We start from the raw sequence: 15,736 nt of genomic DNA, 5'->3' as shown, positions 1-15,736 counted from the left end.
GACGTGGCCGAGCAGGAAGTTGAGCGGTTCACGGTCTGGGGCAGCCGGATCATCGGCGGCGTCGGGCTCGCCGTGGTCGCCGTGGTGCTCGTGCTCGGAGTGGCCGGGGTAGGCGATCCCTACCACCCCGCGGCGTACCCGGTCTGCGGACTGGTCGCCCTCCTGATCTGGGTCATGCTGATCCGGCCGGCGGTGTCCGTTGCCGACGGCCGACTGGTGCTCCGCAACCCGATCAGCTCGGTGCGGATCCCGCTCGCGTCCATCGAGCACCTCGTCGTCCGCCAGTGGCTCGCGGTCCGCGCGGGTGAACGTCGCTTCACCAGCTCCGGCATCGGCCGCAGCTACCGGCAGGGCATGCGGGACGATCAGCGCGGCAACGTCACCGGCGTCGAGATCGCCAGCCTGTCGTACGGCGCCATCGTCGAGCGCCGACTCCAGAAGCTGGCCGAGGACGCCCGGACCCGCGAAGGCGTCGAGCAGTACTCGGACGAGCAGATGGCGCTGGCGGCCGACGTACGACGCGAGTGGGCGTGGCCCGAGATCGGCCTGGGGGCCGCGCTCGTGCTCGCGCTCGTCGTCACGCTGCTCGTCTGAGCTAGAGGCCGGCGGCCGCCGCGAAGTCCGTCTTCATCGCGGCCAGCGTCGCCGCCGCGGTGGCCCGCGCCGCGTCCACGCCGCCGTCGCTGACCGGCACCACGACCTCGAGGTAGCACTTGAGCTTCGGCTCGGTGCCGCTCGGCCGGACGATCACCCGGGCGCCGTCGGCGAGGTAGTAGCGCAGGCCGTCGGTCGGGGGCAGGTCGCCGATGCCCTCGCTGAGGTCCTCAGCGCGCTCGATCGCGAGCCCGCCCAGCGATGCCGGCGGCGTCCCGCGCAGCCGGGCCATCGCAGCGGCGATCTCACCGAGGTCGGTCACCCGCACGGAGACCTGGTCGGTCGCGTGCAGGCCGTGCGCGATCGCGATGTCGTCGAGCAGGTCCGGCAGCGTCCGGCCGGCCGCCTTGGCCTCGGCGGCGAGCTCGCAGAGCAGCAGCAGTGCCGAGACGCCGTCCTTGTCGGCGACATGCTCCGGGTCGACGCAGTAGCCGAGGGCCTCCTCGTAGCCGAACGCCAGCCCCGGCAGCCGGCCGATCCACTTGAAGCCGGTGAGCGTCTCGACGTACGTCTGGCCGGCGGCGGCGGCCAGCTTGCCGAGCAGCGACGACGACACGATCGAGGTCGCGTAGGTGCCGCGCCTGCCGCGCTTGAGCAGGTGGGAGGCGAGCAGTGCGCCGACCTCGTCGCCGCGTAGCATCCGCCAGCCGTCCGGCCCGGGGACGGCCGCGGCACACCGGTCGGCGTCAGGGTCGTTGGCGACAACCAGGTCGGCGCCCGACCGCTCGGCGAGCGCGATCGCGAGGTCCATCGCCCCCGGCTCCTCCGGGTTGGGGAAGGAGACGGTCGGGAAGTCGGCGTCGGGCTGCTCCTGCGCCTCGACCACCTGCGGTGTGGTGAAGCCGGCCGTCTCCAGGACCTGGACGACCGAGGTGCCGCCGACGCCGTGCAGCGGTGTGTAGACGACGTCGAGGTCGCGAGGCCCGTCGTTCGCGAGCCCCGCCGCGGTGTCGAGGTAGGAGTCGATGATGTCCTCACCGAGCACCCGGCCCTTGGTGGTCCCGATCGGCTCCCGCGGCACCGACGCAAGGGTGCCGATGGCGGCGATCCGGGCCGCGATCTCCATGTCGGCCGGCGGCACGATCTGGCTGCCGTCGCCGAGGAAGACCTTGTAGCCGTTGTCCTGCGGCGGGTTGTGGCTGGCGGTGACCATCACGCCGGCGACGCAGCCGAGCTCCCGGATCGCGTAGGCGAGCAGCGGTGTCGGCAGCGGCCGGGGGAGCAGGAGTGGAGTGAGACCGGCGCCGCTCATCACCTCGGCGGTGTCCTGGGCGAACACGTCGGAGTTGTGGCGGGCGTCGTACCCGATCACGACCGTGCTGCCCGCGGGGACTCCCTTGTCGCAGAGGTACGACGCCAGCCCGGCCGCTGCCCTGATCACCACGATCCGGTTCATCCGGTTCGGTCCGGCGCCGAGCGCGCCGCGAAGGCCGGCGGTCCCGAACTCGAGGGTGCCGCGGAAGCGGTCAGCGAGGTCGGCGACCGCATTGGCGGGGGCTCCGTCCTCGACCCGGGCGACGAGCTCCATCAGCTCCACGCGGGTCCGGTCGTCGGGATCCTCGCCCAGCCAGCTGTGGGCGCGGGCGAGGAGGACGTCGACGTCAGGCGTGGCCATGCACGGCACGTTAGTGCCATCTTCTTTGGTCGATCGCACAGACATCGGCCGAAACCCTGCGGGACCGAGCCCGCCTGCCTAGATTGCAGGGTGAGGTGAGGACATTGTCGAGACGCAAGACGCTGGCCGCTGCCCTGTGCTGGCTACCGGTGGCGGGCATGATCGTGGCGCTCTTCGTCGCGCCGAGCAGCACCGGCGCAGCCAGCATCGCGTCGCTCAACGTGACGCCGGGCAGCGGCGTCTACGGGGGGCAGCAGCTGACCTTCTCCGGAGTGGTGGGCCCGGGCGGCCAGGCGATCTGGCTGCAACGGCGCGGTGAGGCAGGAGCGGCATGGGCCGACGTACCGGACTCCATCCCGCAGCCGTGGACGACCAGTTCCGACGGCAGGTTCCGGTTCACCTTCCACGCCCCGGCGATGAACACCGTCCAGTTCCGCGTCGTGAGCCGCACCGCGGAGACGCCGGCGCACACCTTCAGCGCGGAGCACCAGGAAGCGGACCTCCTCGTCCGCGAGCTCCAACCGCCCTCCGTGGTCTGGCCGACGCAGACAGTGATCGAGCCGCTCCCGCGGGGGTTCGCGGTCAAGGGCGAGCCTTACCAGGTCCGGGTCGACACGGTGAACCGGGCCAACGACGACAAGAAGCCGGTGCTGCTGGGTAGGGCAGTCCGGCTCGAGCTCCGGCAGCCGGACAACTCGTGGGCGGTGAAGGGACAGGGGTCCCTCGACCGGTCCGGATACGCAGACTTCGGCAGCGCCCTCGTGCCTGGCGATGGCGTCTACCGGGCCGTCCTCGGCGACTGGACGGCGAACGGCGACAACGTCGGCTGGTTCCCCTCGCTGCCGTTCTACTTCAGGATCGTCGACCGGCCGCTGGAGGTCACGGATCTCAGGGCAGTCCCGACGCCGAGCTCGGTGACGCTGACCTGGAAGCTGCCGCAGGACTCGAACCGCCAGGGGATCGTGGTCGTTCGCGGCGGCGGCGGTGACTACGTGCCGACGTGGGCGGCGCCCGGACGGTTCGTGATCAACACGCTCGGCGGCTCGAGGACGGGCTACGTCGACAGCTCCGGCATCTTGCCGAACAGGATCTACCGCTACGCGGTCTACACGGTGAGCGAGGACGGCGTGTACAGCAAGGTCGCAGCGCGCACCGACGTACGCACCCCGGACGCTCAGCGAGGTGCGCTGTGAAGACCCTTCTCACGACCGGCTTCGGCCTCCGCCTCGCCGCCCTCGCGACTGCGCTGCTGGTCGGGCCGGCCGCGCTCGCGCCCGGCACCGCCGAGGCACCAGCCACCAGCGCGCTGGCGGGTGAGGGCACGACGGCGGCCCAGCGCTACGGGTGGCGCGTCATGCAGTGGGACTACGCCTGGGAGTTCGGCGAGGACCTCGACAGTCCGGCCTACCGGGGCGCGAACATCCGCGGCGGCAAGTGGCTGGACTACAGCACCGGCACCGGGCGGGCGGTGAAGTCCGGTGGCGGCATCGAGTTCCACACCGGTGAGCGCTACGACCGCACGCCGGACTTCGGCGTCACCCGACTGACACTCAGCGGCAAGGCCGAGTCGCGCGGTCGCTGGGAGCTGAAGGAGCGCACCCGGCTGGCGGAGCGCGGCGGACCCGACTTCGAGTTCGTCGTCGAGCTCGTCCCCGAGGGCACCGCGCCGGACGAGTGCCCGGACTACCGGCTGACCGTCGGCCGCAGCGCGCTGGGTGGCGGCAGCGTCCGGATCGGCGTCAATGTCGGCGCGCGGGCCTGGACCAAGACCCTGACCGGCTACGGGCGGACCGGCGTCACGCCGCGGCTCTACGCCGTCCAGATCACGCGGGGGCGGATCACGTGGTTCCTCGACAGCCGCGCCGTGGCATCGACTACGGCCGCGGCCGCGATCCCGAAGGTTCCGCTGACCCTGCGGATGAGCGTCGTGGGCTCGGGCACCACCGACCGGGACAAGGCGGACGTCCTCATCGACTGGGTGCGCAACTACGACCTGACCAAGGGGTTGCGGGCCCCGACCGGACAGAGCCTCATCACGGGGTCGCCCGGCCCCTGCTGAGTCGCTGCGGCGGGCATCATGGGTGTGTGCTGGCGTCGTACTCCTTCTCCGCGTCGTGGTTGACCCCGGCGCCGGTCGCCGCGGTGGCCGACACCGTCCTCGACCTCGAGCGCTACCCGGAGTGGTGGCCGCAGGTGCGGGCGGTGGCGAAGCTGGGCCCGGACACCGCACGGGTGCTGTGCCGGTCGGCGCTCCCCTACACGCTCGACCTGGTCCTCGACGCGGTCTCGCGTGAGGCGCCGGTGCTCGAGGTGGCCGTGAGCGGCGACCTCGACGGATGGGTGCGGTGGACGCTGACGCCGGTCGACGGCGACACCCGCACCGACTTCGCCCAGGAGGTCGTCGTGACAGGCGCGCTCGCGGTGTCGTCGTACGTCGCCCGTCCGCTGCTGACCTGGAACCACCACCGGATGATGCGCGGCTGCGAGCAGGGCCTGCGCGACCGGCTCAGCGTGGGGCGTTAGCGCCGGCCCGGGCCCGCTGCTTCTCGACGAACCGGGTGCCGGACCGGAGGATGAACGCCGGCGACAGCCGGCCGAGGCGCCACGCGATCCGGGCCTGCACGGGCTCGACCACCATCGCCCGGTTCGCGGCGACCGCCGCCAGCACCTTGCGGGCCAGGTGGTCCGGGTCGACCGGCCGCTTGATGCCCTGGCCCTTGAGGAAGTAGTCGCGTCCCCTGACCGGTCCCAGCTCGCCCTTGTCGAGGATCGGCGTGTCGACCGCTGCCGGGCAGACGACGGTGACGCCCACGTGTCGGGAGGCAGCCTCGGTGCGCAGCGCGAGGGACAGCCCGACCACGGCGTGCTTGGTCATGACGTACGACGTCAGCAGCCCGGCCGCCATCAGACCACCCATCGATGCCGTGTTGACGATGTGCCCGCCGCCCTGGGCGATCATCTGCGGATACACCGCGTGCACCCCGTGCACGACGCCGCGGAGGTTGACGTCGATGATCGCGTTCCACTGGTCGAGGGTCAGGTCCTCGGTGTCGCCGAGCAGGCTGATCCCGGCGTTGTTGAACATCAGGTCGATCCGGCCGTGGTCGGCCACGACGTCGTCCACGGCTGCCCGCACCTCGGCGGCCGAGGTGACGTCCACCCGCCGCGCGACCGCCGTACCGGGGCCCACGGCCGCGGCCGCCACGGACGACGCCGCGTCGAGGTCGAGGTCGGCGCAGACGACGTACGCGCCCTCGGCGACCAGCGCCCGGACGAGGGCCGCTCCGATTCCCGACCCGCCGCCGGTGACGATGGCGGTCGTCACGCCGTCGGCGTCGAGGTCGGCCACCACCACGCGGTGCCCCGCCGCCGCGAGCACGGCGGCCGTCGCCGCCCCGATGCCGGACGCTCCGCCGACGACCACGCACACCTGGGGATCCGCCACGGTTTTCCTCCACTCGTTTGTTGACACCCGTCTGGGTCTGTTGACACGTGTCAAATGGGTCCCTAACGTGACGCCCATCACCGGGCGGTGTCAAGGAGGAATGTGATGAGCGGTCCCACCGTCGCCGTGATCGGCGCAGGCATCAGCGGTCTGACGATGAGCAAGATGCTGAGCGACTACGGCCTCGACTTCACGACGTACGAGGCGTCCGACCGGATCGGCGGCAACTGGGCCTTCGGCAACCCCAACGGCCACAGCAGCGCCTACCGCTCGCTGCACATCGACACCTCGAAGCACCAGCTGTCCTTCAAGGACTACCCCATGCCCGACGACTACCCGGACTTCCCGCACCACACCCAGGTCAAGGAGTACCTCGAGGGCTACGCCGCCGCGTTCGACCTCAACGCCCGCATCGAGTTCGAGAACGGGGTGCTGTCCGCCGAGCGGCTGCCCGACGGGGGGTGGCGGCTGGAGACCGGGCGCACCGGCACCCGGTACGCCGACGTCCTGGTCGTCGCCAACGGCCACCACTGGGACCCGCGCTTCGCCGACAAGCCCGGCGAGTTCACCGGCCTGACGATGCACTCGCACCACTACATCGACCCTCAGGACCCGCACGACCTCACCGGCAAGCGGATCCTGATCATCGGCATCGGCAACAGCGCCGCGGACATCGCGGTCGAGCTGTCCAGCCGGACCCTGCGGAACGAGGTCGTGCTCTCGACCCGCTCCAGCGCCTGGATCGTCCCGAAGTACTTCGGCGGCAAGCCGGCCGACAAGTACTACCGGACCTCGCCGTACGTCCCCTACGCGTGGCAGCGGAAGCTCGTGCAGATCATGCAGCCGCTCACCGCCGGCCGCCCCGAGGACTACGGGCTGCCGACGCCCAACCACAAGTTCTTCGAGGCGCACCCGACCCAGTCCGTCGAGCTGCCGCTCCGGCTCGGCTCCGGTGACCTCCGGGCGAAGGGCGACATCGAGCGGTTCGACGGCCGGACGGTCCACTTCGCCGACGGCACCGCGGAGGACTTCGACGTCGTCCTGCACGCGACGGGCTACAACATCACGTTCCCGTTCTTCGACCCCGCGTTCCTGAGCGCGCCGGAGAACCACCTCCGCCTCTTCAAGCGGATCTTCAAGCCCGGCCTCGACGACCTCGCGTTCGTCGGCTTCGCGCAGGCCACGCCGACGCTCTTCCCGTTCGTGGAGTGCCAGACCCGGCTGGTCGCGGCCTGGCTGGTCGGGCAGTACTCCCCGCCGGACGTCAGCCGGATGGAGGAGGTGATCACCGCCGACGAGCAGAAGTACACCGCGCACATGGTCCAACGGCCGCGGCACACCCAGCAGCTCGACTACTTCCTCTACGAGCACGACCTGCGGGCGCGGGAGATCCCGGCCGGCCGGAAGCGCGCAGCGGCCGGCGGCCCGACCGCGCCGAGCGGCCGGACGCCCGACTCCGTGCCGGCCGGAGCAATCCGGTGAGCGACGAGCGCCCATGGGCGCGCCTGGTCGACCGGCGCAGCGTCAATCGCGGCGACGTGCGGCGCGCGGGCCTGCTGCGCGCGTTCGACGAGCTGCTCCGCGAGCAGACGCTGGAGGAGGTCAACGTCGCCGAAGTCTCGCGGCGGGCGGGGGTCACCCGGTCGGCGTTCTACTTCTACTTCGAGAGCAAGGCCGCGGCGGTGATGGCCCTCATGGCCGAGCTGTACGACGACGCGTCCGATGCCACCGACCTGCTGGTCAAGGCGGAGGGTGATCGGGAGCCCCGGATCCGCCGCGTCATCACCACCCTGTTCGACTCCGTCGAGCGGACGCCGCACACCTACCGGGCGCTGCTGGAGGCGCGTGCCACCAGCACGAGCGTCCGGGAGATCTGGGAGGCGGGGCGTGCCGACTTCGCGGGGATGGTCGCGGAGATGATCACCCGGGAGCGGGCGGCCGGCAACGCGCCGGACGGTCCCGATCCCGCCGCACTGGCCGCGGTGCTGCTCGACCTCAACGACCACGCGGTCGAGCGCCACGCGCTCGGCACCGGCCCGGCGCGCGAGCGGCACATCGACGCGCTGACCCACGTCTGGCTGCAGAGCATCTACGGCACCGACGGGGGCACCCCTTGAGCACGACCTCGGCCTTCACCTTCCTCTCCGGCGGCGTCAGCTGCGCGGCCACGCACTACCGCGCGACGTCGGACGCGGGTCTCGACGGCGACGGTCGGGGGAGCGCCGGCCGCCCGGTCGTCGTACTCGCGCACGGCCTGGCGGGCACCCAGGACTCCGGCCTCGCGCCGTTCGCCGAGGCGTTCGCCGCGGCGGGCCTGGACGCCGTGACCTTCGACTACCGCGGGTTCGGCGCCAGCGCGGGCGAGCCCCGGCAGACCGTGTCGGTCGCCGGCCAGGTCGCCGACCTCGCAGCGGCCGTCGACGCGGCCAAGGCGCTCGACGGGGTCGACCCGGCACGGGTCGTGCTCTGGGGCATCTCGCTCGGCGGCGGGCACGTCGTCAGCGTGGCGGCCGATCGCGCGGACGTCGCCGCCGTGGTCTCGGTCGTGCCGCTCGTCGACGGGATCGCGGCGGCGCGGCTCGCCGTACGCCACCACCGGCCGGCCCAGCTGCTCGCCGCGACCGGCCGCGGCATGGTCAGCGCCGCCCGCCGTCGTACGGGCCGGGGTCAGGTCCTGGTGCCCGTGGTCGCCCGACCCGGGGAGGTCGGCGCCCTGACCCTGCCCGGCGCCTACGAGGACTACCTCTCGATCGCCGGGCCGACCTGGCGCAACGAGGTCGCTGCCGAGGTGACGATGGAGCTCGGCGGACGGGCCCCGGCCAAGGACGCAGCGCGGATCAGGGTGCCGTGGCTGGTGCAGATCGCCGACGCCGACCGGAGCGCGCCACCGCACGCCGCCGCCAAGGCGGCCTCCGCCGGCCGCGCGGAGGTCCGCCACTACCCGGCCGACCACTTCGACCTCTTCCCCGGCAAGCCGTGGCACGACGCCGCGGTGCGCCACGCCGTCGCGTTCCTCACCCGTCACCTGTCCCTGGAGCTCGCCCGTGCCTGAGTCCGCCAATCCGGAGACCGTCCGCGACCTGCTGCTCGCCCATGCGGCGAGCGGCGACGTCGGCCTCGCGTTCGAGGACCGCACCTGGACCTGGCAGGAGTACGTCGCCGCCGGTGCCGCACGGGCCCACGTGCTCCGCGGGCTGCTCGACGCGGACCGCCCGCCCCACGTGGGTGTCCTGATGGAGAACACGCCCGAGATGGCGATGGCCGTGGCGGCCGGCGCCATCGGGGGGCACGTCACGGCGGGGATCAACGCGACCCGTCGCGGGGCGGGCCTGGCCGCCGACATCGCCCGTGCGGACTGTCAGGTCCTGCTCACCGACAGCGAGCACCGGCCGCTGCTCGACGGCCTCGACCTCGGCATCCGGGTCATCGACACCGACGGCGACCAGTGGCGGGAGATGGTCGCCGCGGCACCGCGAGCCACGGACGGGTTCCCTGACGTCGGGACGTTCGACACGTTCATGCTGATCTTCACCTCGGGCACGAGCGGCGACCCGAAGGCGGTCCAGGTGTCGCACTTCATGGTGCTCGTCGCCGGCACCATGCTCGCCGAACGGTTCTCGCTCACGGCCGATGACGTCTGCTACTGCGCCATGCCGCTCTTCCACAGCAACGCGATCGCGGCGGGCTTCGGGCCGGCCGTGGCGGCGGGTGCCACCCTGGCGCTGGCCCGGCGGTTCAGCGCGAGCTCGTTCCTCGATGACGTGCGGAGGTTCGGCGCGACGTACCTCAACTACGTCGGCAAGCCGCTCGCCTACGTGCTGGCCACGCCCGAGCAGCCCGACGATGCGGACAACCCGCTCCGGGTCGCGTTCGGCAACGAGGCGTCCGACCGTGACATCGCTGAGTTCGGCCGCCGGTTCGGGTGCGTCGTGTGGGACGGCTTCGGGTCGACGGAGAACGCCGTCATCGTGACCCGGGTGCCGGAGACCCCGCCCGGGTCGATCGGTCAGCCGATGGACGGAGTCGCCGTCTACGACCGGGCGACGATGACCGAGTGCCCGCGCGCCGTCTTCGACGAGACCGGTCGCGTCGCGAACCTCGACGACTGCGTCGGCGAGCTGGTCAACACGACGGGAGGCGGGTTCTTCGCCGGCTACTACAACGACGAGGCGGCGACCCAGGAGCGGATGGCGGGTGGGCTGTACTGGTCCGGGGACCTCGCCTACCGGGACGACGACGGGTTCGTCTACCTCGCCGGCCGCACCTCCGACTGGCTCAGGGTGGACGGCGAGAACCTCGCCACCGCCCCGATCGAACGGTTGCTGCTGCGGCACGACGCGATCAGCCAGGTCGCCGTGTACGGCGTCCCCGACCCGCAGGTCGGCGACCAGGTCATGGCGGCGGTCGTGCTCCGGGACGACGCGTCGCTGGGACCCGAGGAGCTCGCGGACTTCCTGGCAGCACAACCGGACCTCGGGTCGAAGGCCTGGCCGCGGTTCGTGCGGATCGCCCGCGCGCTGCCGAGCACGGCGACGAACAAGGTGCTCAAGAGGGAGCTGGCCGCGGAGGCGACTGACACCACGGATCCGGTGTGGGTGCGCGGCGAGCGGGACCGCGGCTACGGGGTCATGACACCTTCCGTGCTGTGACGAACATTGCACCGAGGTAGCGATTGACGAGAACCGCCCGGAACGGCTGGGATCGTCGGATAACTTCAGCGCGTGGGAGGCGTCGGGAGGGTCGGAGGGACCAAGGGCGTCGTCATCTTGGCGACGCTCGTTGTCATCGCGGTGCTGACCACCGCTCTCGCCGGGGCCCGCGATCCGAGCGCGTCGGCGGCCCGGACAGGGTCCGAGGCACTCGGCCGGCCGAACGTCGTCCTCATCCTCACCGACGACATGCGGGCCGACGAGCTCCGCTACCTGCCGAAGACGCGGCGACTGCTCGTCGACCAGGGCGTCCGCTTCACCAACGCGCTCTCACCGCACCCGATGTGCTGCCCGGCGCGGGCCGAGCTGGTCACCGGGCAGTACGGCCAGAACAACGGGGTGCGGCACAACACCGGCCGTTGGGGCGGCGCCAAGCGGCTGCGCAACATCGACGACAACGTCGGTCGGTGGCTGCAGGTGGCGGGCTACCGGACGTCGTACCACGGGAAGTTCCTGAACGGCTACGAGCGCCTCCGCCCCCGGCGCAAGCCGGCGGGGTGGAACATCTGGGACACCCAGCTGGGCGGCATCTACTCGTACTCGTGGGCGCGCTTCTTCAACCGTGACCAGGTCCGCCACGAGTACCCCACGCTGACGATGACCAAGCGCACCAACGCCGCGCTCGACCGCTTCGCTGACACGCGGGCGCCGTTCTTCACGGTCGTCAACCACGTGGCGCCGCACGTGACGCTGTCCCGGCCGTGGAGGCCGCGGTGGCAGGCCAAGTACGACGACGCCTACCGCCGCGTGCGACCGCCCTCGTTCCGCTCCCCGTCGTTCAACGAGCAGCGGATCGGCGACCTCCCGCGTGGCCTCCGGGGCCCGAAGGTCGACCCGACCCGCGTCCGGAACCTGTTCCGCGCGCGGGTCCGGTCGCTCCGCTCGGTCGACGACGCGGTGGCCGCCACGGTGCGCCGGCTGCAGCGGCTCGGGGAGCTCGACAACACCTACGTGATCTTCACGTCCGACAACGGCTACGCCCTGGGCGAGCACCGGCTGTCGTCGAAGAACTACCTGTTCGACGAGATCCTCGAGGTGCCGATGGTGATCCGCGGCCCGGGCTTCGCGCCGGGCACGGTCGACAGGACCCCGGTCACGCTCGTCGACCTGATCGCGACGTTCGTGGACTGGGCGGGCGCGACGCCCGGCCACCCTCTCGACGGCACCAGCATCGAGCGGCTCCGTGACGACGGGCGGCGCCTGGCGCGCGACACGATCCTGATCCAGACGGGCGACCAGATCGCCGACTCCACCCCTGGGTGGGACTACCGCGGGGTCACCACCCCGCGCTACCTGTTCGGCTACCGCGCGGGCAAGACCGGCACCGGCATCCTGTTCGACCGTGAGCGCGACCCCCACGCCCTGCGCAACCGGTTCTGGGACCGCGACTACCGAGCGATCCGGCGCGAGCTGACCGCCCGAACCCGGATCCTGTCGCGCTGCGCCGGGGCCAGGTGCAACCGGGTCTCCGGCCCCCTTCCCCCGCCCCGCTGACCCGCGAAGTGTCAGCGTTGGTCGCGCGAAGTGTCAGGGTTGGTCGCGCGAAGTGTCCGTCTTGGCTGTTCGAGGTGTGACGCCTCGGCAGACCAACCGTGACACTTCGGCTGACCAACCCTGACACTTCGGCGGGATTCAGCTGGCGCGGTTCATGGCCCGGACGCCGATCCAGAGGCCGAGGACGCCGACGATGACGGAGCCGGCCAGACCGGCGGCGATGGTGTCCATCGGGTAGTCACCGGCGAAGAGTGCGCGCTCGGCGTCGACGATGTAGCGCAGCGGGTTGAGGTCGGCGGCGGTCTGCAGCCAGCCCGGGGCGCCGTCGAGGGGGAGCAGGACGCCGGCGAGCAGGAGGAGCGGGAAGATCGCCGTCTGCTGCACGGTCCAGAACACCCAGGCCTGGTCCTTCGCGGCCACGGCGAGCGCCAGGCTGAGCGCGCCGAGCCCGACGCTGAAGGGCACCAGCACCACGATGCCGCCCACGATGCCGACGACGTGCACGTCGAACGCGAAGGGCGCCACCGCGAGCACGATCACCAGGGTCTGGAGCACGAGCGGCACCATCTCCCGCAGCGACTTGCCGATCAGCAGCGCCGAGCGGCGGACCGGCGAGACGAGCAGTCGCTCGAACGAGCCGCTCACGATCTCCTCGCTGAGGTTCGCACCGGTGAAGGAGGCGCTCATCAACGCCGTCATCGACACGATCCCCGGTACGAACCACTGCAGCGCCGAGCCGGTCGGGGTCTCGGGAAGGAGCGGCGCGAACAGCGCGAGGAACACCAGCGGCTGGACCATCGCGAACAGGACCGAGGCCGGGTTGCGGAGCACCGGCATCAGCTCGCGGGCGAACACGTTGCCGATGTCGGCCACGATGCCGACCGGTGAGGCGGCGACCGCCGTACGACGAACCGACGCGGCGGGCGCTGCGTCGCGGACCTGGGTGATCTCGATGGTCATGCTGCTGCTCCTTCGTTCTGGTCGCCGGCGATGTCGGCGGCGTCGACCGCACTGGCGGTCTCGTTGGACTCACGCAGGCTGCGACCGGTGAGGTTGAGGAAGACGTCGTCGAGCGTCGGCCCGACGACCTCGAGTCGGGTGACCGGCGTCCCGGCCGCCGCGAGGTCCGCGACCAGGCCGGGAGCAGCGTCCCTGCCGAACGGCGCGCGGACGCTGACCACGGTGTCGGTGACCGTGACGTGCGCACCGGGGATCCGGTCGGCGCCGGCGGCCCCGGCCATCGCGTGGGCGGCGGAGCCGAACTCCAGCGACACCAGGTCGCCGAGCGAGGACTTCAGCGCAGCCGCGGTGTCGTCGGCGATCGTCCGGCCGTGGTCGATCACGATGACCCGACCCGCGAGCGCGTCCGCCTCCTCCAGGTAGTGCGTCGTCAGCACGATCGTGGTGCCGAGCTTGGCGTTGAGGCGCCGCACCTGCTCCTGCAGGTTCACCCGGTTCTGCGGGTCGAGCCCGGTGGACGGCTCGTCCAGGAACAGGATCGCCGGCTCCTGCACGAGGCCGATCGCCACGTCGAGCCGCCGCCGCTGGCCGCCGGACAGCCGGGACACGGGCCGGTCGGCGTGCTCGGTGAGGTCGAAGGCGTCGAGCAGCTCGTCGGTCCGGGACCGGGCGTCGCGCCGGGACAGGCCATGGGCGCGGGCCTGGCTGAAGAGCTCGTCGCGACCGCGGTACTGGTGACCGGCGGCGTTGCCCTGACCGACGTACCCGATCGAGCGCCGGACGGCAGCGCGGTCGCGGGTGACGTCGTACCCGGCGACCTCGGCGGTGCCGGCCGTCGGCGCGATCAGCGTCGTCAGCATCCGCAGGGTCGTGGACTTGCCGGCCCCGTTGGGACCGAGGAACGCGACCAGCTCGCCGGGCGCGATCTCGAGGTCGAGACCGCGCCCGGCCTCGATCGTCTGCTTGTTCCGCGTGTAGTGGCGGGTGAGTCCGACGGTCCGGATCACCGGCTTCTTCTCGTGGTTTCTCATGACCCCTACGCTAGGAATCATTGAGGTCAGTTATTGACCGCAATGAGAATCAAGGTGGAGACATGAGCACGAGTGCCCGGATGCTGCGGCTGCTGTCCCTCCTCCAGACCCACCGGTTCTGGTCGGGCGGGGAGCTGTCCGAGCGGCTCGAGGTGAGCCCGCGAACCTTGCGCCGCGACGTCGACCGGCTGCGCGACCTCGGGTACGACGTCGACGCGGTGCGCGGGGTCGCCGGCGGCTACCAGCTCCGGGCCGGGTCGAACCTGCCGCCGCTGCTCCTCGAGGACGAGGAGGCGGTGGCGATCGCCGTCGGGCTGCGCTCGACCGCGGGTGGCCACGTCGGCGGCCTCGAGGAGACGTCGGTCCAGGCGCTGACCAAGGTGATCGCACTCATGCCGCCGCGGCTGCGCCGCCGGATGGACGCCCTCAAGACCCAGACCGACGCGCTGCCCTGGTCGGGTGGTCCGGTCATCGACGCCGGCGTGCTGACGGGTCTCGCCCAGGCCTGCCGCGACGACGAGCTCGTGGCCTTCGACTACGCCGCAGCCGACGGTACGGCGACCGGCCGGCGGGTCGAGCCGCACCGCCTGGTCAACCTCGGCCGGCGCTGGTACCTCGTGGCGTACGACCGCGACCGGCAGGACTGGCGGACCTTCCGGGTCGACCGGGTCCGCGGCACCCCCCAGCTGACCGGGCAGCGCTTCCGGCAGCGGGAGCTGCACGGAGGCGACGCCATCGCCTTCGTCAAGACCGGCCTGCGGTCACAGCCGCAGCGGCACCAGGTGCGGGTCCGGCTGGCCGCCCCCGCCGACCAGGTCGAGGCGCTGATGGGCCGGTGGGGCAGCGTCGAGCCGATCTCCGACGGTGACGAAGGGGAGTGCCGGATGACGCTCAACACCGACACCCTCGACTGGCCGGTGATGATCCTGGCGAACCTCGACTGCGCCTTCACGGTCGAGGGACCCGCCGAGCTGGGGGAGCTCCTCGAGCGGGTCGGCCGGCGCTTCGTCAGATCCGCGGCACCACGCGGGTGAGCAGCTCGCCCATCCGGGTGGCGGCCGAGCGTCCCGCATCGAGGACCTCGGCGTGGTCGAGCGGCGCGCCGCTCATCCCGGCAGCCAGGTTGGTGACGAGGCTGATCCCGAGGATCTCCATCCCGGCCTCGCGGGCGGCGATCGCCTCGAGGGTGGTGCTCATCCCGGCGAGGTGACCGCCGATGGCGCGCACCATGCCGATCTCGGCCGGGGTCTCGTAGTGCGGTCCGGGGAACTGCACGTAGACGCCCTCGTCGAGGCTCGGGTCGATCTCCTTGCACACGGCGCGCAGCCGGGCGGAGTACAGGTCGGTGAGGTCGACGAAGTTCGCGCCGAAGAGCGGGGAGGCGCCGGTGAGGTTGATGTGGTCGCTGATCAGCACCGGCGTTCCCGGCGTCCACGTCTCCTTGAGGCCACCGCACCCGTTGGTGAGCACGATCGCGCGGCACCCGGCCGCGGCCGCCGTACGAACGCCGTGGACGACGGCGGCGACGCCACGCCCCTCGTAGTAGTGCGTGCGGCTGAGGAACACCAGAAGGCGGCACTCGCCCCCTGCGCTTGACGTGACGACCGAGCGGACCTTGCCGGAGTGGCCGGCGACCGCAGCCGCGCTGAAGCCGGGCAGGTCGGTCACGTCGATCTCGGCCGTCGTCTCGCCGAGCATGTCCGCCGCCGGGAGCCAACCCGATCCGAGGACCAGGGCGATGTCGTGCCGGGCGACGCCGGTCAGCTCCGCGAGGCGGACGGCCGCCTGTTGGGCGAGGTCGTACGGCGAGGGCTCGTCGGTCACGAAC

General features: G+C 71.9%; 15 protein-coding genes. 10 read left to right on the top strand and 5 right to left on the bottom strand.

All coding sequences use genetic code 11. From position 1 onward, the window contains the following. The first annotated feature begins 3 nt into the window (after positions 1-3). Positions 4-594 (top strand): hypothetical protein, encoded by a 591-nt coding sequence (locus tag D0Z08_RS02795; RefSeq protein WP_118922379.1) that lies wholly within the window; start codon positions 4-6, stop codon positions 592-594. A gap of 1 nt (position 595) precedes the next feature. On the opposite strand, the gene D0Z08_RS02790 is transcribed toward D0Z08_RS02795, so the two are convergent. Further along, positions 596-2,269, bottom strand: a complete 1,674-nt coding sequence (locus D0Z08_RS02790; protein WP_118922377.1) for a phospho-sugar mutase — start codon at positions 2,267-2,269, stop codon at positions 596-598. A 104-nt stretch (positions 2,270-2,373) separates the two neighbouring features. Between D0Z08_RS02790 and D0Z08_RS02785 the strand changes: the two genes are divergently transcribed. The 3 genes from D0Z08_RS02785 to D0Z08_RS02775 are packed head-to-tail and all read left to right on the top strand — an operon-like array spanning position 2,374 to position 4,792. After that, complete coding sequence (locus D0Z08_RS02785; RefSeq protein ID WP_147381294.1) at positions 2,374-3,462, top strand: hypothetical protein; 1,089 nt, start codon at positions 2,374-2,376, stop codon at positions 3,460-3,462. Then, a complete protein-coding gene (locus D0Z08_RS02780) occupies positions 3,459-4,328 on the top strand; it encodes a hypothetical protein (protein WP_118922373.1) in 870 nt (289 codons plus the stop codon). Before D0Z08_RS02785 ends, D0Z08_RS02780 begins: the two co-directional genes overlap by 4 nt. Before the next feature lie 26 nt (positions 4,329-4,354). Continuing rightward, on the top strand, positions 4,355-4,792 hold the full coding sequence (locus tag D0Z08_RS02775; protein ID WP_118922371.1) for an SRPBCC family protein: 438 nt from the start codon (positions 4,355-4,357) through the stop codon (positions 4,790-4,792). On the opposite strand, the gene D0Z08_RS02770 is transcribed toward D0Z08_RS02775, so the two are convergent. Further along, positions 4,776-5,714 carry an SDR family oxidoreductase gene (locus D0Z08_RS02770; protein WP_220453989.1) on the bottom strand — a complete coding sequence of 313 codons (939 nt, stop codon included), beginning with the start codon at positions 5,712-5,714 and terminating at the stop codon, positions 4,776-4,778. The genes D0Z08_RS02775 and D0Z08_RS02770 overlap by 17 nt on opposite strands. A 105-nt stretch (positions 5,715-5,819) precedes the next feature. Between D0Z08_RS02770 and D0Z08_RS02765 the strand changes: the two genes are divergently transcribed. The 5 genes from D0Z08_RS02765 to D0Z08_RS02745 all read left to right on the top strand — a co-directional run bounded on the left by D0Z08_RS02765 (position 5,820) and on the right by D0Z08_RS02745 (position 11,917). Further along, complete coding sequence (locus D0Z08_RS02765) at positions 5,820-7,196, top strand: flavin-containing monooxygenase (protein ID WP_118922367.1); 1,377 nt, start codon at positions 5,820-5,822, stop codon at positions 7,194-7,196. Continuing rightward, positions 7,193-7,831, top strand: coding sequence for a TetR/AcrR family transcriptional regulator (locus D0Z08_RS02760; RefSeq protein WP_118922365.1), 639 nt, complete (start codon positions 7,193-7,195; stop codon positions 7,829-7,831). The genes D0Z08_RS02765 and D0Z08_RS02760 overlap by 4 nt, the downstream gene beginning before the upstream one ends. After that, positions 7,828-8,766: an alpha/beta fold hydrolase gene (locus D0Z08_RS02755; RefSeq protein ID WP_118922363.1), complete on the top strand. Its 939-nt coding sequence runs from the start codon at positions 7,828-7,830 to the stop codon at positions 8,764-8,766. Before D0Z08_RS02760 ends, D0Z08_RS02755 begins: the two co-directional genes overlap by 4 nt. Continuing rightward, the gene (gene fadD1 / locus D0Z08_RS02750; RefSeq protein ID WP_118922361.1) at positions 8,759-10,363 is read left to right on the top strand and encodes a fatty-acid--CoA ligase FadD1; all 1,605 of its coding nucleotides are present in this window, start codon (positions 8,759-8,761) and stop codon (positions 10,361-10,363) included. The genes D0Z08_RS02755 and fadD1 overlap by 8 nt, the downstream gene beginning before the upstream one ends. Positions 10,364-10,435: 72 nt before the next feature. Beyond that, complete coding sequence (locus tag D0Z08_RS02745) at positions 10,436-11,917, top strand: sulfatase family protein (protein ID WP_118922359.1); 1,482 nt, start codon at positions 10,436-10,438, stop codon at positions 11,915-11,917. Between the two features lie 138 nt (positions 11,918-12,055). Here the strand turns inward: D0Z08_RS02745 and D0Z08_RS02740 are convergent, their stop codons facing one another. Together D0Z08_RS02740 and D0Z08_RS02735 are read right to left on the bottom strand one after the other, a co-directional pair. Next, positions 12,056-12,877 carry an ABC transporter permease gene (locus tag D0Z08_RS02740; RefSeq protein WP_118922357.1) on the bottom strand — a complete coding sequence of 274 codons (822 nt, stop codon included), beginning with the start codon at positions 12,875-12,877 and terminating at the stop codon, positions 12,056-12,058. Next, positions 12,874-13,908 (bottom strand): ABC transporter ATP-binding protein, encoded by a 1,035-nt coding sequence (locus tag D0Z08_RS02735; RefSeq protein ID WP_245993566.1) that lies wholly within the window; start codon positions 13,906-13,908, stop codon positions 12,874-12,876. The genes D0Z08_RS02740 and D0Z08_RS02735 overlap by 4 nt, the downstream gene beginning before the upstream one ends. Positions 13,909-13,970: 62 nt before the next feature. Between D0Z08_RS02735 and D0Z08_RS02730 the strand changes: the two genes are divergently transcribed. After that, positions 13,971-14,942 carry a helix-turn-helix transcriptional regulator gene (locus D0Z08_RS02730; RefSeq protein WP_220453988.1) on the top strand — a complete coding sequence of 324 codons (972 nt, stop codon included), beginning with the start codon at positions 13,971-13,973 and terminating at the stop codon, positions 14,940-14,942. Here the strand turns inward: D0Z08_RS02730 and D0Z08_RS02725 are convergent. Next, on the bottom strand, positions 14,917-15,732 hold the full coding sequence (locus D0Z08_RS02725) for a purine-nucleoside phosphorylase (RefSeq protein WP_118922353.1): 816 nt from the start codon (positions 15,730-15,732) through the stop codon (positions 14,917-14,919). The two genes, D0Z08_RS02730 and D0Z08_RS02725, sit on opposite strands and share 26 nt — an antisense overlap. Between the last annotated feature and the right edge of the window lie 4 nt (positions 15,733-15,736).

Origin of the sequence: Nocardioides immobilis (assembly GCF_003515065.1) — a bacterium.
Taxonomy (GTDB): domain Bacteria; phylum Actinomycetota; class Actinomycetes; order Propionibacteriales; family Nocardioidaceae; genus Nocardioides; species Nocardioides immobilis.
This window is presented reverse-complemented; position numbering and strand designations above follow the sequence as displayed.

Coding starts and splice junctions, on each gene's coding strand:
- D0Z08_RS02730 (WP_220453988.1), top strand. CDS start 13,971: ATGAGCACGAGTGCCCGGATGCTGCGGCTGCTGTCCCTCCTCCAGACC.
- D0Z08_RS02790 (WP_118922377.1), bottom strand. CDS start 2,269: ATGGCCACGCCTGACGTCGACGTCCTCCTCGCCCGCGCCCACAGCTGG.
- D0Z08_RS02765 (WP_118922367.1), top strand. CDS start 5,820: ATGAGCGGTCCCACCGTCGCCGTGATCGGCGCAGGCATCAGCGGTCTG.
- D0Z08_RS02735 (WP_245993566.1), bottom strand. CDS start 13,908: ATGAGAAACCACGAGAAGAAGCCGGTGATCCGGACCGTCGGACTCACC.
- D0Z08_RS02740 (WP_118922357.1), bottom strand. CDS start 12,877: ATGACCATCGAGATCACCCAGGTCCGCGACGCAGCGCCCGCCGCGTCG.